This is a genomic window from Geomonas azotofigens (assembly GCF_018919395.1).
Classification (GTDB): domain Bacteria; phylum Desulfobacterota; class Desulfuromonadia; order Geobacterales; family Geobacteraceae; genus Geomonas; species Geomonas azotofigens.
On the sequence record NZ_JAHLME010000001.1, the window covers coordinates 860,449 to 887,131 of the forward strand.

Consider the following 26,683-nt stretch of genomic DNA (forward strand, 5'->3'; position numbering starts at 1 on the left):
GACCGCGTTGGTTGTGGGCTGTGCTGGGTGGGGAGCGAAAGGGGGAGGGGCTGGGGCTGCGACTGGCGAGATCCCGGCTCCGCCCGGGCAGGTGAACAGGGCGGAGCCGGGGAGGCGGTTAGCTCTTGGAAGCGTCCAGGAGCGCGGCGATGAAGGCGGGATCGGCGAAGAGCTTCTGCATCCCTTGGGCGAGGGCCTGCTCCAGGGCGAGGCGCGCATTGTCTCCGCCGGCGATCATGGCGTTACGCTCGGCTCCCTCGGTCATGTACTGACGGGAGAAGAGCAGGTTCCCTTTCTTTCCTTTCACCGTGACGCCGAGGCTGCATTCCGCGAGGGCGTCCACGGAGACGAAGCCCATCTTGAAGTCGCTGTAGAACTTGTTCAGTTCGGCATCGACGGTGACCAGGGCCTCAGGCCCGATGGCGAATCCGCGCGCCTTCAGCTCCTGCTCCAGCGCCTTCTTGAACGTGACGCTTACATCCTCGGCAGTTATGATGCGCGCCATTTCCATTCCGAAGCCGTTCTTCTTGCAGCTGACCTTGTCCTGGATGAGCCGGTTGTCCTTCACCTTCACGTCCACCACCACCGACTGGGCGCCCTGCAACGCGGTCACCCCCGACTGCGGCTGGTAGTTCAACGCGATGGTGTCCGTGGTAATGGCGCACCCGGAAACAGACAGGACGGCGATAGCCGCCAACCCCAGTGCTACTAACCTCTTTTTCATGTTCCCTCCTCCGTATCGAATGTTGCTGCTCGCCGTATGTGGCCGCCGGCTCAAAACCCGCCAAGGGATAATGATTCCCGGCGCTTATGGCGGGCATATTAACCTTCCATCTCATCAAAGTGAAGAAGAAACTCACACAGTCCGAAAATCCTGAGCAGCGCCGGCACTCCGCCGCGACAACATCCCGATGGCCAGCGTTCTCACGCGAACATCCACTGGCGCGAAGGGGTGCGAAAAAACATTCACCTGTCTCTGAATGTGAATGGTACCCGCGGATCTATGACTGGAGCGGCGCCGCATCCACGCAAGCTTCGGCGGCACCTTCAATTCGCGACACCACTCACTATTGGGTATGGCATCGCGTTGGGCTGTAAGTGTTTGATTGTCTGATGGAAAAAATTTTCTGACTTCTGGCATGGTCTCTGTAAATAGATGTGCATTGGTTCAGTCAACACTGGCTGGAGCTGTGATCAAAAAACGGCGACACGACAACTACAGGGCGTAAGGGAGGAAAAGATTATGAGGCGATTAATTACGATGACAGCAGGGATGATGCTGACCCTGGCCTTGGCGGTAGCCGCGAATGCTGCTCCGGCCGGGAAGGGAACGGCTCCAAAGACAGGGAAGGGCATCCAGAATGCGAAAAAGGTGGCACAAGCCAAGATGGAACGGAGCAAGAAAATGCAGGACGTGGAGAAAAGAGGACACGCCAAGAGACAGCAGGCGATGAAGAAGTAAACCAGCAAAGCAGCGACCTTGATATGTAAAAAGGAGGAAGTTATGGACAGGCTGAGAACAACATTGGTGGCGTGCCTGGCAACGCTGGTGATCACGCTGTGGGGACTGGCTCCCCCACCGGCACAGGCCATCGACGAAACGAAAGTACCTCACTATTTCGGACCGGCTCCCAACTGGGCGCTGAGCCCGCTGCCGACGGTCGACCCGGTTACCGGTGCGGTCTCCGGCGGTATAAAGAAGTTCGTCAACCGCTTGCCCGGCCTGGGTGAGGGGAATGCCAACGACCTTGGGCAATACCTCCCGGTCGCCGTGGCCGACACCACCACCTATCCCGGCTCGGACTACTACGAAATCGGCGTGGTGCAGTACCGCCAGAAGATGCACTCCGACCTGCCGCCGACCCTGTTGCGCGGCTACGTGCAGCTTTCCACGGCGGTGGTCCCCGGCAGCCAGGTCGCCCTTACCAACGCCCTCGTTGACGGCACCACGGTGCCCGTCGCCGGCTACACCGGCGTGACCCCCCCCAACTACCTCGGACCTGTCATCGTGGCCCAGAAGGACCGTCCGGTCAGGATCCTGTTCCGCAACCTGCTCCCCAACGGCGCAGGCGGCGACCTGTTCCTCCCCGTCGATGCGACCATGATGGGCTCCGGCATGGGGCCGATGACGATGACCTCCCCGACCGACGCCGGTACGGTCACCGACAGCGTGCGCAACCCGCTGTGCACCGCCAACCCCAAATCCGACATGTGCTTCAAGGACAACAGGGCGACCCTGCACCTCCACGGCGGCGTGACCCCCTGGATCAGCGACGGTACCCCGCACCAGTGGACCACCCCGAAAGACGAGATGACCCCCTGGCCTGCAGGCGTCAGCGTGAAGAACGTTCCCGACATGCCCGATCCGGGCCCCGGCGCCATTACCTTCTTCTACACCAACCAGCAGAGCGCACGCCTCATGTTCTATCACGACCATGCCTGGGGCATCACCCGCTTGAACGTGTACGCCGGTGAGGCTGCCGGTTACGTGATCCAGGACCAGACCGAGCAGGCGCTGATCACCAAGGGGCTCATCCCCGACGGCAACAGCACCATTCCGCTCATCATTCAGGACCGCACTTTCGTGCCGCAGGGCGACAAGGTTGCCCGCACCGGCCAGCTCTACGACCAGGATCCGACCTGGGATGCCGATCGCTGGGGCGGCTTCGGCAACCTCTGGTACCACCACGTTTACATGCCGGCGCAAAACCCGAGCGATCCGAGCGGCATGAGCGCCTTCGGCCGCTGGATGTACGGCCCCTGGTTCTGGCCCCCGGCAAAGCCGATGTACCCGCCGATCAAGAACCCGCGTTACAACATGGACCCGGCGACCGCCTTCACCACGCCGCTTGCCGTGCCGTGCAACCTGAGCGACCCGGCGACCTGGCAGTACCAGACCGACCCGTTCTGCGAGCCTGAGCTGATCCCGGGCACCCCGAACATCTCGGTGGGGATGGAGCAGTTCAACGACACCCCGGTGGTGAACGGCACGGTTTACCCGTACACCACGGTCGATCCGAAGGCGTACCGCCTGCGCATCCTGAACGCGGCCAACGACCGTTTCTTCAACCTGCACATGTACGTCGCCGACCCCAACACCGCAAGTACCTCCCTCAATGCCGATGGCAACCCCATTGGCGGCACCGAGGTTGCTTTCAAGGCGGCCGAACTCGCGGCGGCTCAGCTTGACCCGAACGCGTTCCCGACCCCGGACACCAACATCTCCCTGAAGGGGCCGGACTGGATCCAGATCGGCAGCGAGGGGGGCTTCCTCCCGGCACCGGCGGTAATCCCGCCGCAGCCCATCACCTGGATCGTCGATCCTACCCGGTTCGACGTGGGTAACGTGGACCAGCACTCACTGGCGCTGGCACCGGCAGAGAGGGCCGACGTGATCGTCGACTTCTCCAAGTACGCCGGCCAGACGCTGATCCTCTACAACGACGCCCCGGCCGCCTACCCGGCACGCGTGGCGAGCTACGACTACTACACCGGCGCCCCCGACCTCTCTCCGGTCGGCGCCCCGGGCGTACTCCCCGGCTACGGCCCGAACACCAGGACCGTGATGCAGATCCGGGTCAACCCGCTGCCCGACCCGACCGTTACTCCGACACCGTTCGACCTCGCTTCGCTGCAGGCAGCGTTCGCGCACCAGGCCGACGGCTCCGGCGTCTTCGAATCCGGCCAGCATCCGATCATCGTAGGCCAGGCCGCCTACAACTCGGCCTACGGCACCAACTTCTCGGCCGCCAGCTGGTGCAACGCCCCTGGCAGCACCAACCAGTCTTGCGACGGCTTCGCCCGCATCTCTGACCAGGGCGGCGACCTGTTCGGCTTCAACACGCTGCTCGGCCCGGCCACCAAGCTCCAGATCCCGCTGCAGCCGAAAGCACTGCACGACGAGATGAACGCGGTTGCCTTCGACGAATTCGGCAGGATGACCGCCAACATGGGTCTCGAGGCGGTTCCGGCCGCTCCGGGCGCACAGAACGTGATCCTCTACCCGTACGTCAACCCGGCCACCGAGCTGATCGACGGTACCAACCTGCCCAAGGGCGACGTGAACGTCACCGCGATCACGGACGCCAAGGACGGCACCCAGATCTGGAAGATCACCCATAACGGCGTGGACACCCATCCGATCCACTTCCACCTCTACGACGTGCAGGTGCTGAACCGCGTGACCTGGGACAACATCATCATCCCGCCGGACGCCAACGAGCTCGGCTGGAAAGACACCGTGCGCATCAGCCCGCTGGAAGACACCATCGTCGCCCTGAGGCCGATCGTCCCGTCGCTGCCGTTCGAGATCCCGAACAGCGTGAGGATGCTCAACCCGATGATGCCGGCCGGCTCCACCGCGATGTTCGAGCCCACCGACGTCTCCGGCAACCCGACCAACCCGATCATCAACCAGCTGGTCAACTTCGGGTGGGAATACGTATGGCATTGCCACATCCTGAGCCACGAAGAGATGGACATGATGCGTCCGGTATCGCTGGCTCTGCCGCCGAAGCAGGCTGACGGCCTCGCCTTCACCATCTCCGGCAACGGCACCAAGGCGCGACTCACCCTGAACTGGAACGACAACTCGATCAGCGAGACCTCGTTCGTGGTTAGGAAAACCACCGACGGCACCACCTGGACCACCGTGGGGACCATCCCCTCACCGCTGGACCAGGTCAACACCACCGGACCGAAGACCATGCAGGACCCGGCCGTCTACAACCCGAACGTGGTGACGGAGTACCAGGTGCTGGCACTGAACACCGTGGGCTACGGCGGGCAGATGCCGAGCCTGACCGTGCAGTCGGCCTCGGCACCGCTCTTCACCGGCGGCGTACCGGTTGACCCGACCAACATGAACGCGGTTCTGGCAGCCGGGCCGAAGGTGACCATCACCTTCACCGACAACGCGACCACCGAGACCGGCTTCGTCCTCGAGCGCTCCGTGAACGGCGGTGCCTTCACCCTGCTGGCCAAACTTCCGGCCCGCAGCAACACCGGCAGCGTGAGCTACACCGACAACCTGACCCTCTCGGCCACCGACGCCACCTACACGTACCGCGTCGCCGCCGTGAACGTCGCCGGCCTCTCCGGCTACGCGGTGTCCCCGACCATCCTGCTCCCGGCACAGCCGGCCGCCCCGGGGAACTTCACCGCTGCCAACGGCCAGAACAACGGCAACAACAGGAGCGTGGTCCTCAATTGGCAGGATCTCTCCAGCAACGAAACCGGCTTCACCATCCAGAGAGCCACCGACTCGGCCTTCACCAAGAACCTGAACAGCGTCACCGTCAATGCCGGGGTGACCACCCTGACCCAGACCGGGCTCTCCCGCAACACCAAGTACTGGTACCGGATCAGGTCCAACAACGGCACCATCGTTTCCTCCGGATGGGTGAACGCTATTCCGTTCCCCATCACCACCAACCCGTAGTATCAGTCGTCCTGCCTGGGGAGGAGGTGCTGGTCCTCCTCCCCGGGGATTTTTTTCCCAACCAGCGGCAATGCAAAAGGCCCCCTGGCAGAAGCAAGGGGGCCTTCGCTTTTTTAGATCGCAGATCGATGTCAGACCCTGAACCACTCCACCATCCCTTTCAGTTCCCCGGCCAGGCAGGAAAGTCCGGCGGAGGATTCCCGGATCCCGCTGCAGGCGGAACGGAGTTCCCGGGTGAGCCCCGCGATCTCGTCCACGTTCTGGCCGACCTCGATACTGGTCGCCGATTGCTCCTCGGTCGCGACCGCGATGCGCCGGACCATCTCGTGCACCTGCTCCACGTAGGTGGCGATCCGGTCTATGGCCTCTTCGGTCCCCTGCACCCGGTTCATGATGGTGTCGACCGAGGTGCGTTCCTCGCTCATCTTGCGCACCGACCGGTTCACGCTGTCCTGCATGGCTCTCACGGTGTGGTCGATTTCGGCGGTGGCCGCCGCGGTCCGTTCGGCGAGTTCCCTGACGTTGTCGGCGACCACGGCGAAGCCCCTCCCCTGCTCCCCGGCGCGCGCCGCCTCGATGGCCGCGTTGAGCGCCAGGAGGTTGGTCTGGTCGGCGATGTCCCGGATCAGCACCCCGATTTCGCAGATCTGCGCCGACTGGCCGCTCAGCTGTTCCACCATACCCGCGGTTTCGGCGAAGGTCTCCGCGAAGCGCTGCAGCTGCTCGGTGGTCTGCTGCATCGCCTGCTTCCCGGCAACCGCGATCTCCTTCATGGTGTCGGCGGCGCCGGCGGTGGCCGAGGCGTTCTGGGCCATGTCGACGGTGGTGGCCGTCATCTGGGACATGGAGAGCGCCGACTCCTCCACCCGGTGCGCCTGGCGTGCCGCTCCGTCCTCAAGGACACCCGCCGTGGCGGCCATCTGCTCGGAACTGCTGGCGAGGGTGCTGGTGGCGTCGCCGATCTTCCCCACCACGTTCCTAAGGCTCGCCAGCATGCGCGACATGGCAATCTGGACGCGCCCGATTTCGTCCTTGCGGTCCGCGGCGATGCTGACGGCCAGGTTCCCTTCCGCCGCCTGTTCCGCCAGGGCGGTCAGCTGCTGAATGGGACGGGAGATGCTCCGGAAGATCCACATGCCGACCAGGTTGCCCAAAAGGCCGGTGCACACCGCGATGACGAGGATCAGGGTCATGCTGAAGCGTATGGTCCGGTTCACGGTCCCGATCGCCTGTTCCTGCCCCTCCTGCGCTGTGGAAACGGTCTTCTTCCCCATCTCCGCCTGCTTCGCCACCACCTCCCGCAGTCGGGCCGATCCCCGTTCCGCCTTCTCCTGGAACTGCATCTTCTGGCGCAGCTTGGCCAGGATACCGTCTTGTGCGAACACCGTGGCGCGTATGCCGGCCAGGGAGGCGGTCACGCCGCTTAGTATGCGCAGTTCGCTTTGGGCCCCCGCCGCCTTCAGTTGCGCGGCAACCGATTTCTCTACCTGCACCAAGCGCGCGTAGCGCTGATCGAATTCAGCGGCGACCGCATCGAGTTCCCCGGGGGTGTTGGCGAAGAACAGGCGCCCGGAGAGCCCCTCGAGCGACTTGCCCAGTGAGACCAGTTCGGTGTTGATGGAGAGGACGTCGACCGCGGCGTTGGCGCGGGACAGGTAGCCGGGGAGTTTGCCCGATAGTTTCCCCACCTGCAGTTGTGCCTTGTCCACCTCGTCCTCGATCTCGTCGTCCACCTCGCTCAGGGCATCGAGCGCCTCCTTCAGTTGTGCTTCCCCCCGGCGCGGGTCGCCTCCTTCGGCCAGGGTCTTGGTCAGCGACTCCGCCTTCGCTGTGAAATTGGCGAACTGGCCGCCGATCCGCTTGTTGTGGCGGATGTTGCTGTTTTGCTGGACTTTCTTCAGCGTGCTCGCGTACAGGCTGAAGATCTGCTTCTTCTCCGGGGCCCGCTGCATGTCGTAGAGGAGGAACCTCAGCTCCTTGAGGGAGACCTTGAGCGTCTCGATGCTGGCGATATTCTTCGAGGTCTTGTCCGCCTCGTCGTTGGCGCTGGCGTAGGCGGACGAACTGGAGCGCTGCAGCACGCTGACCTTGGTCTCCAAATCCTGGAGCCGGGTGCTCGTCTCCTGCCCTTTTTGCAGGATCAGGGTGTGGGCCTGCGCCGATTCCCGCTCCGTAGCCAAGCGCCCGGTCATAACGGTGTAGAGTTCCTGGGCGATGCTGCCGAATTCCGCCGACGCCTCCAGCTTCTCACCGGAGACGGCCTCCAGTTTCTCCTGCGCGCCTTGTACCTCGGCCAGCGCTTTTTCCGCCTCTTTCTTCGCCACGGCAAATTCCGCCTCGTTACGGGCCGCGGCCACTTTGACCAGGTCTGCCGTCGCCCCCTGCAGCGCCCGCTGGAACTCCATGGTGCGCAGCTGGAACGGGGTGCTTTTCTCGGTGAGGTAGGAGAGCTTTCCCCTGATGGAGCTCATGCTGAGGAAGCTGGCGACGGAGACAGCGGCGACTGCCAACAGGATAATGCCGGCGTTGAGGATCAACTTCGATTTGATGGTCATGCTAAGGCTCCTTGTCCGCGCGGCAAAAAAAGTTAGTGAGAAGCTGGATATTGTCGCACAGGCAATACGGCTATTCGGCATAACCCGCTGGTTTCTTGAGGTATGGTCGTCACATGTTTGATGGGTAATAAAGACGGGGCTGGTGCGGATTCTCCCTAGGGGGGAGGGAAGGGTCAGCCGGTGGTGCCAAGCCCGGCGGCGATGGCGTTCACCGTTTCCAGGAGCCGGAACAAGAGCCCGCCCGAGATCGCGGTGTCCTGTCGGCCGGAGTCCTGGCGCCACTGGCGCAGCAGGGCGATCTGGCGTTCGTGCAGTACCTTGAGCGCGTCCTCGCGGCGGGCCAGCGAGCTGTGCACGGCGGCCCGCCGCTCGGCCAGGGAACCGCCGTAGATCTCCTCCAGCATCCTGACGGTGCGTTGGTACTCGTCGCTGATGGCGGAGAAGACCGGCTCCCGGATCGCCTCGTCGCGTACCAGCTCGGCGTAGCTGCGCATGATCTGCAGGTTGGCGCTGGCGACGCTGGTGGCTGCGTTGCTGATGATGTAGTGGAGCACGGTCCAGCTCTGGCAGTTGCGCACCAACTCGCCGAACAGGGGTGCGTCCTGGTGCATGAGCTCTTCGAGGGCGAAACCGATGCCGTACCAGCCGGAGAGGAAGTAGCGCGCCTGGCTCCAGCTGAAGACCCAGGGGATGGCGCGGAGGTCCCCCAGGGTCGCCTGGGCGGTGCGGCGCGCGGGGCGGGAGCCTATGCTGCTGGCCTCGATGACGTCGATCGGGGTGGCCTGCCGGAAAAAGTCGAGGAACCCCGGGCGGTTGAGTAGCTGCTGGTAGGCCGTGCGGCTTCGCTCGGCGAGGCGGTCCATGACCGGTTCGAGCGGGTGTCCCGGACCGGGGCCGCCGCGCTGGGGGATGCTGACTCCGGCGGTCCCCGCCAGCAACAGTTCGAGGTGGTAGGCGGCGTTGAGCGGGTTGGAGTACTTTTGCGAGATCACCTCGCCCTGTTCGGTCAGGCGCAGGTCCCCCGCGGCCGACCCCTCGGGCAGGCCGCGCAGGAAGCGGCTGGTGGGGCCCGCCCCCCGGCTGATGGTGCCCCCTCGGCCGTGGAAGAAGCGCAGCCGCACCCCCTGGCGCCGCCCGACCGCCACCATCGCCTCCTGTGCCCGGTAGAGGCCCCACAGGCTCGCCATGATCCCGCCGTCCTTGTTGCTGTCGCTGTAGCCTACCATGACCTGCTGCACCGGCCGCTCCCCGCACAGGTGCGCCAGGGTGCGCCGGGTCACCGGATGTTCGAGAAAATCGTTGAGGATGGCGGCGCTGCCGGTCAGGTCGTCGATGGTCTCGAAGAGGGGGACCACGGGGAGCTGGCAGACCAGTCCCTGCGCCGTCGGCAGCACCAGGCCCGCCTCCCGCGCCAGGAGGTAGACCACCAGGAGGTCAGAGAGCGAGCGGGTCATGCTGACGATGAGGGCACCCAGCGATTCGGGCCCGTAGTTCTGGATCTGGGTCGCCAGCACCCGGTAGCAGCTGATCACGCTTTGCGCTTCCCTGCCGGGCCTGGCGTCGGGGAGCAGGAACGGGCGGGGCGAGGCGAGCTCACGGTCCAGGAAGGCGAGTCGTTGCGGTTCTCGCCACTGGGAGAAGCCTCGTTCCGCCATTCCGGCCGCCGCCATCAACTGCTCCACCGCCTTGTCGTGGAAGGCGCTGTTCTGCCTGATATCCAGGGAGGCCAGGTGGAAGCCGAACACCTCCACGCTGCGCAGCACCGGCACCACATCGGCGAGGGCGAGCCGTCTGGCCCCCGTCGCCACCAGGGTGTCCCGGAGCAGGCGCAGGTCTTCCTCGAGCTCCTGGGAGCGGCAGTAGCGGGAACCGGAGTCGCCGCAGAGGGCCTCCTCCTTGCCGGTGACGTCCACCGGCAGCTTCGCCTTCATCAGGTTCACCATCTGGCGCCACGGCTCTTCGGGGTTGCGCCGGAGCGCCTCGAGCCCAACTGTGCCGGTGGGGGCGGCCAGCTGTTCGAGCCGCCGGGAGAGTTCCGGGGGAGGGGGGAGCAGCAGCCGCGAGATGCTGAGCCGGCTCCCCAAGGTGGTGAGCTGGCCGTGGATCAGCATGAGGGCGTTCAGCCTCAGCTCCCCGAGGGTGGCCGCGGTGACCTCGGCGGTCACCAGCGGGTGGCCGTCCCGGTCTCCCCCCACCCAGGTGCTGAAGGAGACCCGGGGCAGGCAGTCGGTGAGCGGCGAGAGCGGCCGCGTCAGTCCCGCCTCGCGCCAGGCGCGGCAGATCCTCTTGTCCAGGATCGGGATCACCCGGGGGAAGATTTCGCGCAGGTGGTAGATGATGGCGGCGAGCTCGTTCAGGATCTGGGGTTTCTCCAGGTGGATCTCGCCGGTGCGCCACAGCCGCTCCAGCATGGTCACGATCTCCTCCCGGATCTCGTCCCGTTCCAGGGGGGTCCAGACCGTGTTCTCGCGCTTGACCAGCAGGAGGTAGAGCTCGCGCAGGTGCCGCAGCACCGAGGCCCGCTTCGCTTCGGTGGGGTGCGCGGTCAGCACCGGCTCGACCCTGATCTGTCCCAAGAGGTCCGCGATCTGCTCCTGCGGCACGCCGCCGCGGCTCAACTTTTCCAGCACCCGCCCCCAAAGCCCGGGCTCGGCCACCAGCCCCTGGCTCGTCTCCACCCCACGCCGCGTCTGCACCGCGAAGTTCTCCTCGGCCATGCTGAGCAACTGGAACGCGATGGACCAGGCCCGGACGAACTTGCAATCCTCGGAGGGGGCCATCGATCCGGACTTGGGGAGGCAGGCGGCGAGCTGCGACTCTCCCAGGCCGCTGAACATCTCGGCCAGGCACTCCATCAGGTAGTCCAGGTCGCGCTGCAGTTTTTCGGGTATGGCTGTGCCGGTGTCGGGCATGACGACTCCTCCTTGCCTGTCCCCGTGCTGTGGGGGCACAGAGATGAATGATACCCGATAATCTTGTTCTGCAAACGGGCGCTCCGTCCTCTTGTTCATGTGTAAGTGCCTGTGCTATCGTGTCATTAAGGAGGGAAAAGGAGGAGATTTATGAACACGCTATTGCTGATATTCCTGACGATCGTAGCGATCATCCTTACCGTCTGGCTGGTGCTGATTCCTATCGGAGTCATAGCAGGTTCGATAAAGGCCTTCCGCAACGGGGAGCATGCTCACTGGGGCCACTGGAAAGGGTGGAGGCACCACGGCCAGCACTAGACAAAGCGCATGATCGCAGAGGATAAAAAAAGGCCCTGAGCTCGTTTGAACCCAGGGCCTTTTGCTTTGGAAAAAGGGGCGCAGCGGGTTTACGGGACGCTGCGGAAGCCACCTTTGTAGAAGTCTTCATCGTGCCCGAACGAATATGAAAAGTCCAACTCGTCGAGACATTCCTTGTTTGCCACCGGGATCTCGATGGTAAAGGGTTCGGTGCCGGCGAAGCGTCCGCTGAAGGCCTTTGTTTCTTTGGCCATGACTTTGCCTTTGGAGTCCAGCAGCTTCGCGGTGAGTTGCAGCGAGGTGTAGGGGAGATCCTGACGGACGTTTTGCACCGTGCCGTCGATCCTGACCCCTTGGGCGGTTTCCTGTGCCTTCCACGCGATGGCAACTTCATGATTGCTGAATTGGTGGGAGGCATAGGCGGGGTTGGCGTCTAGTTTCGTGCGGGTGGACGCACAGGCGGTGATCATGGAAAGCATCATCACTGTCAAAGCGAGTTTTTTCAGCATAAGTCACCTCCGTTTAAGATGGGGCGCTTGTCAAAGAGCGCGTGAGACTCTTCGAGTCTAACGCAATTGTAACGGCGGGCAACTCGGGTATTTTAGGCGCTGCACTTATAATAACTCCCATGCCGACTGCGACAAAAAGGCGGGGCGCCTCGCGACGCCCCGCCCTCTCACTTGACCTGTGTTCCGATTACTTCTTGTGCCCGGACTCGCGGGTCATGGCAGCCGCCTCGGTCCTGATCTCAACCAGGTCCTTCTGCAGCTCGGCCAGGCCGTACCAGGTGACGTAGTCGGGGTTCATGTGGAACGCCCCCTGGAAGGCACGCATGCGGTGCTCCAGGAACATCACGTACAGGGTCTGCTCGATCGGGGTCCTGGTGTCGTAGAAGGTGAGCAGGTCCGGGTAGGCCGGCTGCCCCTGCTGCGGCTTGATGATCCCTTTCTCGTAAAGCCCGGCGACGATGGTGATCGCCTCCGCCATCAGCTTGTCCGCTTCTTTGATCATCTGGTCGGCGTTACCGAGCTGGGTCTTGGCGTAGGTCGCGCTGTGGCACTTGCTGCAGATGCCGATCATCTTGTCACGGGACGCCTGCCACTCCTCCTTGGTCAGGCGCGCCACCTTGCCCGCCTTGACCAGTTCCAGGCGGCCGGTCGGCTTGCCCGCCGGGTCGAGTACGCCCAGACCTTTCAGGATGGTGACGCGGTAGCCCATCCACTCGGCGTCTTCTTCCGGCAGACGCAGGGCCAGGAAGCCCCAGGAGGTCATCACGTTGTGGTCGCCGTCGCCCATGTGGCAGGTCTGGCAGGTGGGCGCGCGGCCGGTGTCACCTTCCATCTGGTAGATGGAGCCGTGCTTGGAGTTGGACCACATCTCCCACTGCGGGTGATCGAAGCCCATGTGGCAGGTGCGGCAGGCTTCCGGCTTCCTGGCCTCGGCCTTGCTGAACTTGTGGCGGGTATGGCAGGAGTTGCAGGGGGAGCCGTACTGCCCATCGGCGCGCGATTTCTCGTCGCGGATACCGACCTTGTGGCAGCCGCCGCAACCCTTCATCCCCTGGATGTAGGCGTGGGGCTGGATCTTGTTGGTCGGCATGGCGTCCATGGCCACCCAGGCAACGGCGTGTTTGCCGGAGGCGTACTGGTCGTGCTGCTTGGTGTGGCACTCCTTGCAGGTCTTCTCGGTGGGCATGGTCACCTTGGCGACGTCTTTGGCGCTCTGGTGGGCGGTGCCGTGGCAGCTGGAGCAGTCGACGCTGCCGCTCTTGCCCATCTCACCGGACAGGAAATCCTTGACGATGTTGGGCGTCACCTTCTCGTGACAGGTGATACAGTTGCTCTTCCCGGCGAAGGCCGCCCCTGCCAGCATCAGCACCAGCGCCAGCGCCCCTCCCAGTTTCTTCAAACCATGAATCATGCAATTTCCTCCCCTTGATAAGTGAATAAACAGGGCACATGTAAACCACATGCCCGGGAGGAATTCCTTGATGTAGGTCAAAAAACCGTAAACGGCGCCGCGGCTGCGGATATACTATCAGGCGTCGCGAACCTACCTTTGTGAGAGGGGGCAGTCATGAAAAAGAAGGCACGTCCCGGGTCCCTTGCCAGCGTCACCTTCCAGAAAGAGACCCACTGCGGCAGGATCTACGTGACGGTGACCATGGACCGGAAGGGGGCCCCCTTCGAGATCTTCGTCCGCTTCGGCAAGGCCGGCCATTGCGGAGCCGCCGTCTTCGACGGGCTCACCAGGATACTCTCCTATGGACTGCGGTCGGGCCTCGACCCCCGGGAGGCGGTGAAGGCCCTGGGGGGAATCGGCTGCTACTACGGGAAGGACACCTGCATGAACGCGGTATCCGAGGCGCTGCGGGAGGTGGTGGATGCAGCGGGCGCCGCTTCCTCCGATCACCTGGGCCTGCGCGGGCCGGGTGCGAAATAGCGACCGACCTTGGCATCCATCTCGTCTATCCAACCGGCCCTGGAATCGGGAAAAGCGTCCGCGTAGGGGACGTAGGGCTTGATGTCCAGGACCGGCGTCCCGTCCAGCAGGTCCACCCCGCGCAGGTGCAGCGTCTTTCCCTCCACCCGCACCAGTTCAACGGCCGACAGCCCGATGGAGTTGGGACGGTGGGGGGATCGTGTCGCCAGGACCCCCCGCTTCGGCCCCCCGCGCGGCGGTTTCACGTTGCTTTTCCACCCCTCGCTGCGGTGGAAGGCGAAGATCAGCCAAAGTCTCTGGAAGCCGCCCAGGTCCTGAATGGTCCTTTCGTCCAACCACTCCTCGATTTCGAGGGTGGCCGTGGCGAAGTCGCCGGTTTCGGTCCCGGTCACCACGGTGCTTTGGTGCGGTGCGTCTATGCGGCGGGAATAGGGGGATCGCAAAAGGCCAATCGGGCGATAGGTGAAGCATTGCTCTTGAATCATGCGGCGTGACGTTTCCTTTACTGTGAGTGGAACCGGAGCGAAAACGAAAAAGCCCTCGGCGGCAGCCAGGGCTTTTCTTGTCGCGACGGAGGAGGGGGGGGAGTCCGGTCCGGTAACCTCGCCCCGCGGCTACCTTGGTCGGTACCCTAATGAAAAACGCCGCCATTGTCAAGGCAGGTGCGGGCGCCGGCGTCAGGCGCCGCACATCACTGTATCTGTGCGGCTGAAAGAAGTACTTGGCAAAAGAAATTGTTGTTTTTTAGTGACATGCCTATGTTGTGAAAATGATGACTCAAGGAAACACATACGGTGACCGATAACCCTTGTCACACTGTCTTTGCAACCACGGGACAGAGAGCTTCGTGACCAGGGAGGAATACATGCGGTGGTTTCTCGATCTGCAGATCAGGTTAAAGCTTGTCGGTGGTTTTTTGCTACTTGCCATGATTGCCGGCGGCATCAGCTGGATCGGCATCAGTAAGATACGCGGGATCGGGGCGGTCGATAGATGGCTGTACCAGAAGATTACCGTCCCTCTCGGGGATATCGGCGAGATGGCGGTCGGGTTCCAGCGGGTGCGGATAAGCCTGCGCGAGCTCGTCGAAACGGGGGACCCGGAGGAAAAGAAAAGGATCGTCGCGTCGATAAAAAGCATCCGGGCCGAGATCGGGGACAACGTCAAGGCCGTGGAAAAGAACATCGAGACGCAAAAAGAGCGCGAGCTTCTCGAAGAGTACAAGATGGTCAGGGTGGAATACGGACAGCAGATCGAGAAGGTGATCGCCCTGGCGGAGGCCAACAAGGATGAAGAGGCGCGCGCGGTCCTCAACGGTGCCGGCAGGAAGGCCGCCATGCACTACCAGGAGGTGATCGACCGCCTGGTGCAGGCGAAGTTGACACAGGCCCAGCTCGCCTCGGATGAGAACACGAGGGTCGCCGACTCGGCCACCAACATGATGGCGGCGGCGGGTGTGGCCGGCATACTGCTCGCCATCGGCCTGGGGCTGGTCATCGCGGGGCTGATCAGCGGCCCGCTTCGCAAGGGGGTGGACTTCGCCAAGGCGGTGTCGGCTGGAGACCTGACGCAGAGCCTGAATCTGCGCCAAAGGGATGAAGTGGGCCAGCTGATCGAGGCGCTCAACGAGATGGTGGGGCGGTTGGGCCAGGTGGTGACGGGGGTGCGCGCCGCCTCCGACCACGTGGTTGCGGGGAGCCAGACGCTCGCGGGCGGATCCCAGGAGATGAGCGACGGTGCCGCGACGCAGGCCACGGCGGCCGACGAACTCTCCAGCAGTCTCAAGCAGATGGATATGAACATCAGCAGCAACGCGGCCAATGCCGCCCAGACCGAGAAGATCGCGGTGAAGAACGCGGTCGAGGCCAAGGAGAGCGGCGCCGCTGTGCAGCGGACCGTGGAGGCGATGCGGGAGATCACCGGCAAGATCAGCGTCATCGAGGAGATCGCCCGGCAGACCAACCTGCTGGCGCTCAACGCGGCCATCGAGGCCGCGCGCGCGGGCGAGCACGGCAAGGGGTTCGCGGTGGTCGCCGCCGAGGTGCGCAAGCTGGCCGAGAGGAGCCAGGCCGCGGCGGTGCAGATCAGCGGGCTTTCCTTCACCAGCGTCGAGGTCGCCGAGAGGGCGGGGCAGATGCTCGTGGAGATGGTTCCCAATATCGAGAAAACGGCCGAGCTCGTGCAGGAGATTTCCGCCTCCTGCAAGGAGCAGGAAGCCGGCACCCGGCAGATCAACGGGGCGGTCCAGCAGCTGAACGAGATCATCGAGAAGAACGCCAGTGCCAGTGCGGAGATGGCCGCGACGGCGGCGGAACTGAGTACGGAAGCCGAAACGCTGCAGGCGAGCATCGCCTTTTTCAGGTCCGCGGATAAGGGCGGGCACTCTCCGCGTGCGGTGGCTTTCCGCAGCAGCAAGCTCACCAGGTCTTCGAGCAATGGTGCGGGGCTTGTGCAGGATAGCAGCGTCAGCGACGAGGCTGCGGCCGCGAGGGATTGGGCCGCCAACGGCTAACGGCCTCCGGGTGCAGCCGACTACGCGACGAAAAGGTTCATCGGGGATCCCGGGAAACGAGCGCTCCAGACTCCCCCTCCCGCAAGGGGAGGGGGACGGTAGCCGCGTGTCCCCGGAATTCACGGACGAACAACGAAAAGCCCCCCGGCTTCGCCAGGGGGCTTTCTTGTTAGCGTGAGGCGCTGCGCGTTCTACTTGTCGTGGCAGGTGAGGCAGAGCGCGCTGTTTTTGTCGCTCTTGATGAGGTGCCCCTTGGCGGGGTTGAGCGGGTCATGGCAGGTGAGGCACCCGACGGCGCCGTTGACCATGATCATGTTGCGCTCCTGGGCCGAGATCGGCTTGTAGCCCGGTTTCATGTCGACGTAGCTTTGGTAGATCATGCCGATGGGGTGTTCGCCGTCGAAAGAGTGCACGTGCGACCCATGTCCCGAGGGGTTGTTGCGCAGGTTGACCTTGATGTCTGGGCCTGAGGCGCCGTCGTGGCAGCCGATGCACTCCTTGGAAAGCGGATCGATCTGCGGCGGGGCCGCGGCCGGAGCGTCCGGAGCGGTGACCACCCCCACGACAAGCAGTGCCGCCGCGAAAGCGATCAGCGCGGCATCTTTCAAACCATTCGACATTGTTTCCTCCCGTGCACGTGATGTCGTCTCTTATCGGCGGACCCCTGCCATTTCTTTAGAGGCTGCCGCCGGCTCAATGGACAGCCCCGGCGCCGCTGGCGGAACCCCACGAGAAGGAGAGCCACGCCACCGAGAGCTGTTCCGTCATCTCCGTGGGCTCTTTCACGCTACTGCCGGCGACCTCCTCGGGAGAGGCGATCGGGTTACTGGCCTTGGCCCGCTCCACTTTCACCAGGTACGCCCTCTGGGCTTCGACCGACTTTTGCAGCTGCAGCGAGTAGGGGCACTTGCCGCGCGGCTCGGTCGGGTCCGAGTCGTCGGCATGCGCCGTCGCGGTGAAGGGGGGAGAGATGATGGTGAGCAGGGAGAGGGTGCTTATCGCTAAAAGCGCCGCTTTGAGGTGCTTGGTGGTTGTCATGGCTGGCTCCTGTACCGGTTCGGTAGATACCTGGACCAGTACAAGGAGGGTGCCAAGCGGACAAGAAATGTCCGGAATATAACTGCTGTCTTTACGGGTGGTTAGCGTGCTGGCGGGACGTCGCCTTCGCGCATCTGTTCAGATGCTGCACAATTGGTCGCTGGTGCCTGTTCAGGTTCTGATACCTTTCTCCATGCTCTGAAGGCTGAACAGCAAACGGCCCCTGGCTAGCTGCCAAGGGCCGTTCTCGTGAATGGCGGTGCCTCTCCCCCAGGGGCCGCGCGCTGCGCGGCTCATCCCTGCGCCCCGGCCGATTCCGAGGCTTGGCTGTACTGGTCCAGTACTTCCCTGAGCGCCTTGAAGTCCACCGGCTTGGTGATCACCTGGGTCACCCCGCCCGCCAGGAAGCGCTCGTGGGCTTCACCCATGACGTGGGCGGTGAGGGCGAAGACCGGGACTTCGCGGTTGGGGTTGTCCTCAGGCAGTTGCCGGATGGCCTGCGTCGCGCTCAGCCCGTCGATGTCGGGCATCGAGATGTCCATCAGGATGACGTCGAATGCTTCCTGGGCCACGCGGGAAAGCGCCTGGCGCCCGTTGGCGACCACCGTGGGCTGGTGCCCCGACCGCTTCAGCATCTGGGTCAACAGCTCCCGGCTGACCGCGTCATCCTCGGCGAGGAGGATCTTGAGGGCGTTGTCGCGGTGGGGCGAGGGGGCATCCCCTTTCAGTTCCGTCGCCCCGGTTACCGCGCTCTTTGCAACCTGGCACACCACCGTGAAGTGGAATACCGCGCCGCGCTCGGGCTTGCTGGCCAGCCAGATCGTCCCTCCCATGAGTTCCACCAGCTGCTTGCAGATGGCGAGCCCCAGGCCGGTGCCGCCGAACTTGCGGGTGATGGAGTCGTCCGCCTGGGTGAAGGGCTCGAACAGGTGCTCGGCCATCGCCGGTTCCAGGCCGATCCCGGTGTCGGCGATGATGAAGTGGAGCCGCAACTGCCCCGGGCCTGCCGGGGAGGTCTCCACCTGCAGCGAGATCACCCCCTGCTCGGTGAACTTGATGGCGTTGGACAACAGGTTGGAGAGCACCTGTTTCAAGCGCAGCGGGTCGCCGACCAGCGCCAGTTGCAGCGCGTCCAGCGGCGTGCAGTCGAGCTGCAGCCCCTTGGCCAGAAGCCGCGGGGTGTGCACGCGCAGCGTCTCGTCCATGATCTCGCTCAGGACGAAGCGCTCGTTGGTGATGCCGATTTTTCCTGCCTCGATCTTCGAGAAGTCGAGGATGTCGTCGATGATGGCGAGCAGGTTGCCGGTCGCCTGCTGCATCGTTTTCAGAAAATCGCGCTGTTCGGCGGTGAGCGGCGTCATCTCCAGGAGCTGCACCACCCCCAGGATGCCATTGATCGGCGTGCGGATTTCATGGCTCATGTTGGCCAGGAACAGGCTCTTGGCGATGTTCGCCTTGTCGGCGGATTCCTTGGCCAGCCTGAGTTCCTGGGTGCGCTCGTCCACCTTGCGCTCCAGCTCGCGGTTGGAGAGATGGACCGCCTGCTCGGCGCGCTTCAGCGCGGTGATGTCGGTGAAGGTGAGCACCACCCCGTCCACCGAGCCCGACTCGGTCCGGAACGGGAAGATGCGGTTTAAAAACCACAGGCCGTCGCTGGTGCAATCTTCCTTCTCAACGTGCTGCCCGGTCCTGAGGACCGTCTTCGCGTCCTCGAGCATCGACTGCTGGTGGGTGAGGTGGTACGCGATGTGGTCGATGGGGCGCCCGATATCCTGCGGCAGCAGCTTGAAGATCCGCTCCAGTGAGGAATTGTATTTCCGGATGCGCAGGTTCTGGTCCAGGAAAACGAGGCCGACTTCCAGGCTGGAGAGGAGGTTGTCGTGGTCGCGGTTGAGCTGCAGCAGCTCCTTGTTCTTCAGCTCGAACTCGGAGTTCACCGTGTAGAGTTCCTCGTTCACCGAGTGCAGTTCCTCGTTGGTGCTCTGCAGCTCCTCGTTACTGGCCAGCAGCTCCTCGTTGGTCGCCTGGAGTTCCTCGTTCGAGGTCTGCAGCTCCTCGATGGTGGTGCTGAGGCTCTCCTTCACGGCCTGCAGCTCACCCTCGAGTTCCATCATGCGTTGCCTGACATGCTCGGAGGCGAGTTCGGCGGTGGCGCCCTCCTGCTCCTCGTCACGCGCCGGTTGCGGCGTCGCCATGGAGGGGGCGAAGGAAATGAAAAAGTGGGTGAGTTGCGCCTTGCGGTCCGGAAGCGGGCGTACCAGCAGGTCGAAGCGCTTCTTCTCCTCGCCGACCTGCATGATGATCTTCTTCATGATGATGTCGGTCTTGGCCTTCTCGGCGCGATGGAAGGCGGTGCTCAGCGGTATCCGGAGCGCGTCGTCGACCAGCCCCAGGATGTCGTTCTCGTAGCGCCCGGTGGGCGGTTTCAGAAACGACGAGGCGTCCCCGAAGTGATGCAGGATCTGGCGTTTCTCGTTGACCAGGACGCCGCAGGGCATGTACTGGCCGAGCAGGAGGTCGTAGTCGTTCAAGAGCTGGCGGTCCATGGTCACCGAGGGGCGCTCGATGCGCTGCAGGACCGGCAGGGCCGGCCGGGCCGGGACGTTGGCGATATCGAGCTCGGCGGCGAAGCGGAGGTCGTGGGTCTTGCGGAACATCTTGGACGGGCTGTCCACGGTCTCGAACTGGCCGGAGCGCTTGCCGATCCCCTCGCTGCTGCCAAGGAACATGAACCCCTTGCTGCGCAGGGCGAAGCTGAACAGTGCCAATACCTTCTCCTGGGTGGCCGGCTCGAGGTAGATGAGGAGGTTACGGCAGCAGATCAGGTCCATCCTGGTGAAGGGTGGATCGCTGATCAGGTTGTGGGTCGCGAAGACGATCATCTTGCGCAACGCCGGACTCATGTGGTAGTGCCCCCCCTCGTGGTGGCAGAAGTGGAGCAGGCGCTCCTTGGACATGTTCCTCAGGCGCTGCGCCTCGTATGTGCCGTGCGAGGCGATCTCGATCGATTTTCGGTGCGCGTCGGTGGCGAAGATGGTGATCTTGCCGGTGAAGCCGAGTTCCTGCGCCTTTTCGGTGAAGAGGATGGCGAGCGTGTAGGCCTCTTCCCCGGTGGCGCACCCCGCCGACCAGATCCTGACCTCGTCGTGCTCCTTGCGCCCCCGCAGGATCTCGGGAATGACGACGTCCTCCAGCACCTTGAAGGCCTTGGGGTCCCGGAAGAACTCGGTGACCCCGATCAGCAGGTCGCGGTACAGCGCATCGAGCTCCTCCGGGTCCCGGGCGAGAAGCGCCGCGTACGCCGTCGACTCGCCCAGGTGGCAGAACTCCATCCGCCTCTGGATGCGGCGCGTGATGGTCGGCGGCTTGTACTTGGAGAAGTCGATGCTGTACTGGCTTTTCAACAGCGCGAAGATCTGCTGGTACTCGCCGTTGTACTGGTCGTCGGCCAGGTAGCCGTACAACGCCTGGCGCCGCTCCTCGGGCGGGGTGCGGGCGTAGCGCATGATGGCGGCCGGCATCTCCTCGGGATCGAGCATCAGGTCGCAAAACCCGGTGGCGATGGCGCTGCGGGGCATGCCGTCGAACTGGGCCGAATCGACTGTCTGTACCAGCACCAGGCCTCCGGCATCGTGGATGTCGCGGACGCCGCGCGAACCGTCGGTGCCGGTCCCCGACAGGATCACCGCGATCGCCTGTGGCCCCGCGTCCTCGGCGAGGGAGCGCAGGAAGACGTCGATGGGGAGTTCGGAGTGCTGCGCCGGCAAAAGCTCGGTGAGGTAGAGCTTTCCTTTCGAGACCGTCATGTGCGTTTTTGAGGGTATCAGGTAGATGGAGTTGCTGCGCAGCGTGATGCCGTTGGTGACGCGGTGGATGGACATCTTGGTGTGGCGGGCCAGAAGGTCATCCATCAGGCTCTTGAAATCGGGGGAGAGGTGCTGGATCACCACGAAGGCCATGCCGCTGTTGGGCGGCATGGTGCCGAAGAACTTTTCTAATGCTGCGAGCCCGCCGGCGGATGCCCCGAGGCCGACGACGAAAGACGGCTTGGTCTTGGAGGCGGCGGACGTGCTGTTGGTTGTTTTTTTCATGGCCATACCCTCCACTATTGAAAATCAAGCAAAGCCCCCGGGAGGACCATTGAAATTCTGAAGGATCAAATAGCTGAAAGTCCATGATCAAGGGCTATTCCCTGGGATTGTTCTCCTTTTGCATGGGTTGAAGAGGATCTTTTATATCTCATTAGACCGCGACCGCCAATGATTGTCAATGGCACGTGTGGTCAGAAAAAACCCAGGGCGTTTTCCACGTTTTCCCGGCGCTGCGGGGCCCCGCTGCCGGACCCGGCGCTCACCGATCTCTGAGGCCGCCAAGGATAACACGAAACGAAAAGAGCCCCCGGCTGGACGCCGGGGGCTCTTTTTTGCGTGCGCCCGGCAGGGCGCGTGGCGCGCAAGCGCCATCCATTCAGCTATGGTGGCTGATTGGTGACTTGGAGGTGCAAGTCCTCTATGGACCCTGATGGTGGGAACCATTAGCCGAACGGCAAGGGTGTCCGGGGCGACCCGGAATCTGAAGGAAGCCGCAGGCAAAGTCCCGGCCCGACGTACAGAAATCGCATACGAGGCAGTCGCATCTGGGCGAGGAGGCGCAAATCTTCAAAGCCCAATAACCATCCAGGAAGGTGCGGGTGTATATGCGGCGGGTATATGGGATGAAGGTCACGCGCATTACCCGGGGAGATCTGCCGCTCCGCACTGGGCGAAATCCCGGGGCATGGAGACCTGGGAACAGATCACCTGAAGTTCGGCAGAAGTCAGCAGAGGCCATACGAGCTGGAACAACCGACCGGCAAAGGGCCGAACACGATGAAACGGACAGGAGCCTGAAGTTTCGATGACGCGAGAAAAGGCAGAAGCCTCGAATGGGAGATCGGGGGCCGAATCAAAGGGTAGGGGCCGGAAGCCCCAAGAGTATGGTGTCGGTGCATCGGGCGTCACGGCAATGACAGAGATCGACTGGCCCGAGGCGGAAGAGCGGTTGATGGAAGAAGTGGTCAGCCGCGGCAACATGATGAAGGCTCTGAACCGGGTGGTATCTAACAAAGGGGCGGCTGGCGTCGATGGGATGACCACCGGTCGTTTGAAGGAGTACCTACAGCGGGAATGGCCTCGCATGAAGGAAGAACTGTTGACGGGACGGTATCAACCTCAACCGGTGCGGAAGGTAGAAATTCCAAAGCCGGGGGGAGGCGTGAGGATGTTGGGAATCCCGACCGTGGTTGACCGCCTCATTCAGCAGGCGTTGTATCAGGAACTGGGGCCGTTGTTTGAAACTGGCTTCTCTGCAAGCTCCTATGGGTTTCGGCCCGGAAAGAGTGCTCATCACGCTGTAAAGGCAGCACGTAGCCACGTAGCATCAGGGCTGCGATGGGTGGTCGATATCGACCTTGCACAGTTCTTTGACCGGGTGAACCATGACATATTGATGTCGCGTGTGGCCCGCAAGGTTAAAGACAAGCGGGTACTGTTGCTGATCCGCAGATACCTGCAAGCCGGCCTGTTCGAGGGGGGCATTATCTCCCCTAGAAGTGAAGGGACACCGCAGGGAGGGCCGTTATCCCCTCTGTTGTCGAACATCCTTCTGGACGAACTTGATAAGGAACTGGAGAAACGCGGGCACTCCTTTTGTCGGTACGCCGACGATGCGAACGTGTACGTTCGCACCAAGCGCTCCGCGCAAAGAGTGATGTCCTCGCTGACCATGTTCCTAGAAACGCGGCTGAAGCTTACGGTCAACCAAGCGAAGAGCGCGGTTGATCGTCCCTGGAACCGGCAGTTTCTCGGGTACGGCATGAGCAACCATCGCACGCCCCAGATCAAAGTAGGGGGGAAGTCGTTGGAGCGGCTCAAATCCAAGCTACGAGAAATAGGCAGGAAAGGAAGAGGACGCAACGTAAAGCGGGTCATCGAAGAACTCACGCCAGTTCTGCGTGGGTGGTCCACCTACTTCAAGCTGTCTCAAGTGAAGAAACCGTTTGAAGAGGTCGATGGCTGGCTGCGCCGGAAGCTGCGCTGCATCATGTGGCGGCAGTGGAAGCGTCCCTCGACCAGAGCCAGGAAGCTGATACAACGAGGCCTGTCGGAGGAACGGGCGTGGATGAGCGCCCAAAATGGACGAGGCCCCTGGTGGAACTCAGGAGCCTCGCACATGAATCAAGCCTTTGATAGATCTTACTTCACGAAACTGGGACTGATATCACTTCTATCTCAGTTCCACCGCTTCGAGCGTTCAACGTGAACCGCCGTGTACGGAACCGTACGCACGGTGGTGTGGGAGGACGGCGGGAGTAATCCCGCCTCCTACCCGATGCTGCGGACCGGGGTCCCTCCGGTCCGGTGATCGTGCTAGGGCAATACGGTGAAGTTGGAACTGGACGTGCCGGTGCCGCCCGCTGTGGTGACCGAGATCCTGCCGGTCTTGGCACCGGTCGGGACCGTCAGCAGTACGGATCCGGCCGAGACGACCTTGAACGGCGCGCTCACGCCGCCGATCCGGGCCGACGTAATGCCCCCAAGGTTGCTGCCGGTCACGGTGATGACAGTTCCCACCTTGCCGGAGCTGGGCGAGAAGCTCTTGATGCGCGGAGCGACGCTCTTGGCAGAGACCGAGAAGCTGGAGCTGCTGGTTGCGCTGCCGGCGGCAGTTGTGACCGTGATCCGGCCGCTGGTGGCCCCGGCGGGGACGCCGGTGACCAGGGTGGTCCCCGAGATCACCGTGAAGGGGGCGCTGACGCCGTTGAACTTGACGCTGGTGGCGCCGGTGAAGTTGGCGCCGGTGACGGTGACCGCGGTCCCGACGCCGCCGTAGCCCGGGGTGAAACTCGAGATGACCGGGGTGCCCGTCACGTTGAAGGAGCCCGTACTGGTGGCGGTGCCGTTGGCAGTGGTGACGCTGACGGGGCCGGTGGTGGCGCCTTGCGGCACGATGGCGCTGAGCTGCGTCGCGGAGACCTCGCTGAAGCTCGCGCTGACGCCGTTGAACCTGACCTGGCTCACCCCGACCAGGTTGGCGCCGTTGATGGTGACCACGGTCCCGGCGGGCCCGGAGGCGGGGGTGAAGCCGCTGATGGCGGGGGCGGGGTAGACCACGGTGAGGACCGCGACGGTGCTGGTGGCCGACCCGGCGCTGTTGCTGACGACGGCGTAGTACGAACCGGCATTGGCGGAACTGGCCGAGGCGATGGAGAGGACGGGCGTGGTCGCGCCGGCAATGGCGGTCCCGTTTTTGAACCATTGGTAGCTCAAGGTGGCGCTGCCCGAGGCGGCGACGGTGAAGCTCGCCGCCGACCCGGCCGCTACCGTGACGCTGGCAGGGTTCTGGGTGATGACCGGGGCGCCGGGGGCGATGGTGACCGTGCCGGTACCGAGGTTGGAGTTCTTGGCGCCGTCGTAGGCCGCGAAGGTGAAGGTGTCCGTTCCGGTGAAGCCGTCACCGGGGAAGTAGGTGGCAATGCCGTTGGCAAGGCCGACGGTGCCGTTGGCCGGCTGGCTCACGATGCGCAGGACGGCGTTGGTCCCGGTTACCGGGATGGTCATGCTGACCGGGACCCCCGCCACCCCGGACCCGGTTACGTTGCCGACCGTGGGGGCGGTCGCGCTGTTGAACCCGGAGTTTGAGGGTCCGAGGTGGCAGGTGTAGCAGCCTATGGTGGCGCCGCGGAAGAAGGACTGGCTGCCGAAGTCGCCGAGACTCATGGTGCGGTTCGCCTGCATCCTGGAGAGGACGGTGCCCCGGTAGTCGGCGCCGTGGCAGGCCTTGCACGAGGCGACCCCGACCGAGCTGATCATGTCATGGTGCCCGCTTACCCAGCTCTGGCCGACCGGGTGCATGCCGTGCGGACCGCCGTTGGCGGTGGTGGGCGTCGTGGCGTGGCAGGCGGTGCACTCGACGGTGGTGCCGCCGTGCCCCTGGAGCTGGACGTTCCTGATGTTGTCGTTGCGCTGCGACGAGGGGAATTCGGCATGGGTGGAGCCGTGGCAGGCCGAACACTGCAACCCGCCGTGGCCGACGGAGAAGCGGTACAGCGACAGCCCCGGAGCCGGGGTGTCGGCGCTGGTGGCGAAGGTCTGGTCGGCGGGGACACGCGGCAAGCCGGTGCTGTCCAAGGCGCTGGTATACCGGATCTGCCCGCTGTTCTTGACGGCGGTGCCGGTATGACAGCTCTGGCAGTTGGGTTCCATGAACCAGCCGACCCTGGAGCTGGAGCCGACCTGCGCCATGCTGCCGTGGCAGCTCTGGCACTGCATGGCCATGGAGCCGTCGGCGGCGATGGCGCTCCCCATGGCGCCGCGCAGGCAGCGCGTGGCCGAGCCGGGGTGACAGCGGTAGCAGGCGTTCCGGTTGGTGGCGTCGTTCAGGGTGACGTTGAGGATCGGGTCCTGCACGGAGGCGTGCAGGGTGTGCATGGACGAGGTGAGCGGCGGCACGGAGCCGTTGGCGCTCGCGAAGCTGGCGGTCCCGAGGGCCTCGGAGGCATGGCAGGCCGCGCAGACAATCGGTCTGCCGGCAGCCACGGTGGCGTAGAGTCCCTTCGGGTCGAGCCCCTTGGCGGCGAGGGCGTCATTATAGAGGGCGCCGTTTTGGGCGAACTGCTGCTCGTCGTGCAGGCGGATGATGTTGAGGCGGTAATCGCGGTCCTTGGTGGGGGCGAAGACCCACCCGGCGGCGGGTTGGGCCGCAGCCATGGTCCCGGAGCTGTGGCAGGCGCTGCAATCCATCTCATCGGATACCGGAAGCACGATGTCGCTCTTGGCGATCACCGTGTTGCTGGCGTCGCGCGCCACCAGGCGCATGAGCGGGTAGGAGTTCTTGTTCCCCTTGTCGTCGATCGGCGTCAGCGGGATCCCCTCGGCGCGGAACCAGTTGACCGGGGTCGCGACCCCTGCGGCCGGGGAGTTGTAGGTTTCGAACTTCATCTGCTGCGGGACGTTGGCAAGGCCGGGCATATTCCAGCCGACCAGGCCGTTGTCGGCGCTGGCCGAGGCCGGCAGGCCGTAGAGGGCGTTGGCGAACTGTCCCCAGTTCCCCTTGCCGATGGACGTCGAGTTGATGGACCCGTCGGGGTCGGCGACGGCCTCGTAGCTCAGCGTGTAGCCCGCGCCGCTTTGGACCAGCTTGCCACCCACGAGGAGCTGTGCCTCGATGGTGTTGTAGGGGGGGAGGATGGAAAAGACGGAGTAATCGCTGTCCATGCAGTGCATGCCCAGGTTGTTCCAGCCGAGAATGGCGGCGCTGGCCCCGAAGGCCTGCGACATGAGCCCGGAGAGGGCGAGGCAACAGAGTGCGACGATGAATACCAGGCGGGTTTGTTTCATGAAACCTCCTTCTTGCGAAAAGCTTCGTTGTCCTTCCCGGCGGCAGGCGCCCCCGGGACTTCCTTTGGATGAGCGGGGACATCCCGCTT

The 26,683-nt window shown here is 63.7% G+C and carries 16 protein-coding genes; 6 read left to right on the top strand and 10 right to left on the bottom strand.

Annotation, left to right across the window (positions count from 1 at the left end; translation table 11 throughout):
• Positions 1 to 118: 118 nt before the first annotated feature.
• Positions 119 to 724: a YajG family lipoprotein gene (locus KOL99_RS03800; protein WP_216509142.1), complete on the bottom strand. Its 606-nt coding sequence runs from the start codon at positions 722 to 724 to the stop codon at positions 119 to 121.
• Positions 725 to 1,243: 519 nt separating this feature from the next.
• Here KOL99_RS03800 and KOL99_RS03805 point away from each other — a divergent pair.
• Together KOL99_RS03805 and KOL99_RS03810 are read left to right on the top strand one after the other, a co-directional pair.
• The gene (locus KOL99_RS03805; RefSeq protein ID WP_216509143.1) at positions 1,244 to 1,462 is read left to right on the top strand and encodes a hypothetical protein; all 219 of its coding nucleotides are present in this window, start codon (positions 1,244 to 1,246) and stop codon (positions 1,460 to 1,462) included.
• A gap of 42 nt (positions 1,463 to 1,504) precedes the next feature.
• Positions 1,505 to 5,440 carry a multicopper oxidase domain-containing protein gene (locus tag KOL99_RS03810; protein ID WP_216509144.1) on the top strand — a complete coding sequence of 1,312 codons (3,936 nt, stop codon included), beginning with the start codon at positions 1,505 to 1,507 and terminating at the stop codon, positions 5,438 to 5,440.
• A 131-nt stretch (positions 5,441 to 5,571) separates the two neighbouring features.
• On the opposite strand, the gene KOL99_RS03815 is transcribed toward KOL99_RS03810, so the two are convergent.
• Together KOL99_RS03815 and KOL99_RS03820 are read right to left on the bottom strand one after the other, a co-directional pair.
• Complete coding sequence (locus KOL99_RS03815) at positions 5,572 to 7,995, bottom strand: methyl-accepting chemotaxis protein (protein WP_216509145.1); 2,424 nt, start codon at positions 7,993 to 7,995, stop codon at positions 5,572 to 5,574.
• Positions 7,996 to 8,168: 173 nt separating this feature from the next.
• Positions 8,169 to 10,907, bottom strand: coding sequence for a phosphoenolpyruvate carboxylase (locus KOL99_RS03820; RefSeq protein WP_216509146.1), 2,739 nt, complete (start codon positions 10,905 to 10,907; stop codon positions 8,169 to 8,171).
• A gap of 150 nt (positions 10,908 to 11,057) precedes the next feature.
• Between KOL99_RS03820 and KOL99_RS03825 the strand changes: the two genes are divergently transcribed.
• Complete coding sequence (locus tag KOL99_RS03825; protein ID WP_216509147.1) at positions 11,058 to 11,225, top strand: hypothetical protein; 168 nt, start codon at positions 11,058 to 11,060, stop codon at positions 11,223 to 11,225.
• A gap of 89 nt (positions 11,226 to 11,314) precedes the next feature.
• Here the strand turns inward: KOL99_RS03825 and KOL99_RS03830 are convergent, their stop codons facing one another.
• Both KOL99_RS03830 and KOL99_RS03835 read right to left on the bottom strand, forming a co-directional pair.
• Positions 11,315 to 11,734: a hypothetical protein gene (locus tag KOL99_RS03830; protein WP_216509148.1), complete on the bottom strand. Its 420-nt coding sequence runs from the start codon at positions 11,732 to 11,734 to the stop codon at positions 11,315 to 11,317.
• A gap of 187 nt (positions 11,735 to 11,921) precedes the next feature.
• Positions 11,922 to 13,145, bottom strand: coding sequence for a multiheme c-type cytochrome (locus KOL99_RS03835; RefSeq protein ID WP_216509149.1), 1,224 nt, complete (start codon positions 13,143 to 13,145; stop codon positions 11,922 to 11,924).
• Positions 13,146 to 13,301: 156 nt separating this feature from the next.
• On the opposite strand from KOL99_RS03835, the gene KOL99_RS03840 reads away from it, so the two are divergent.
• Positions 13,302 to 13,667, top strand: a complete 366-nt coding sequence (locus KOL99_RS03840; RefSeq protein ID WP_216509150.1) for a TSCPD domain-containing protein — start codon at positions 13,302 to 13,304, stop codon at positions 13,665 to 13,667.
• Here KOL99_RS03840 and tsaA read toward each other — a convergent pair.
• The gene (gene tsaA, locus KOL99_RS03845; protein ID WP_216509151.1) at positions 13,634 to 14,152 is read right to left on the bottom strand and encodes a tRNA (N6-threonylcarbamoyladenosine(37)-N6)-methyltransferase TrmO; all 519 of its coding nucleotides are present in this window, start codon (positions 14,150 to 14,152) and stop codon (positions 13,634 to 13,636) included. The two genes, KOL99_RS03840 and tsaA, sit on opposite strands and share 34 nt — an antisense overlap.
• A 380-nt stretch (positions 14,153 to 14,532) precedes the next feature.
• Between tsaA and KOL99_RS03850 the strand changes: the two genes are divergently transcribed.
• Complete coding sequence (locus tag KOL99_RS03850; protein WP_216509152.1) at positions 14,533 to 16,179, top strand: methyl-accepting chemotaxis protein; 1,647 nt, start codon at positions 14,533 to 14,535, stop codon at positions 16,177 to 16,179.
• Positions 16,180 to 16,370: 191 nt separating this feature from the next.
• Here the strand turns inward: KOL99_RS03850 and KOL99_RS03855 are convergent, their stop codons facing one another.
• From KOL99_RS03855 to KOL99_RS03865, 3 genes are all read right to left on the bottom strand, one after another.
• Complete coding sequence (locus tag KOL99_RS03855; RefSeq protein WP_216509153.1) at positions 16,371 to 16,799, bottom strand: cytochrome c3 family protein; 429 nt, start codon at positions 16,797 to 16,799, stop codon at positions 16,371 to 16,373.
• A 73-nt stretch (positions 16,800 to 16,872) separates the two neighbouring features.
• Positions 16,873 to 17,217 carry a hypothetical protein gene (locus KOL99_RS03860; RefSeq protein ID WP_216509154.1) on the bottom strand — a complete coding sequence of 115 codons (345 nt, stop codon included), beginning with the start codon at positions 17,215 to 17,217 and terminating at the stop codon, positions 16,873 to 16,875.
• Between the two features lie 293 nt (positions 17,218 to 17,510).
• Positions 17,511 to 21,308, bottom strand: a complete 3,798-nt coding sequence (locus KOL99_RS03865; protein ID WP_216509155.1) for a chemotaxis protein CheB — start codon at positions 21,306 to 21,308, stop codon at positions 17,511 to 17,513.
• A 913-nt stretch (positions 21,309 to 22,221) separates the two neighbouring features.
• On the opposite strand from KOL99_RS03865, the gene ltrA reads away from it, so the two are divergent.
• On the top strand, positions 22,222 to 23,517 hold the full coding sequence (gene ltrA / locus KOL99_RS03870; protein ID WP_236025754.1) for a group II intron reverse transcriptase/maturase: 1,296 nt from the start codon (positions 22,222 to 22,224) through the stop codon (positions 23,515 to 23,517).
• Between the two features lie 107 nt (positions 23,518 to 23,624).
• On the opposite strand, the gene KOL99_RS21745 is transcribed toward ltrA, so the two are convergent.
• Complete coding sequence (locus tag KOL99_RS21745) at positions 23,625 to 26,594, bottom strand: IPT/TIG domain-containing protein (protein WP_216509157.1); 2,970 nt, start codon at positions 26,592 to 26,594, stop codon at positions 23,625 to 23,627.
• Positions 26,595 to 26,683 lie beyond the last annotated feature (89 nt).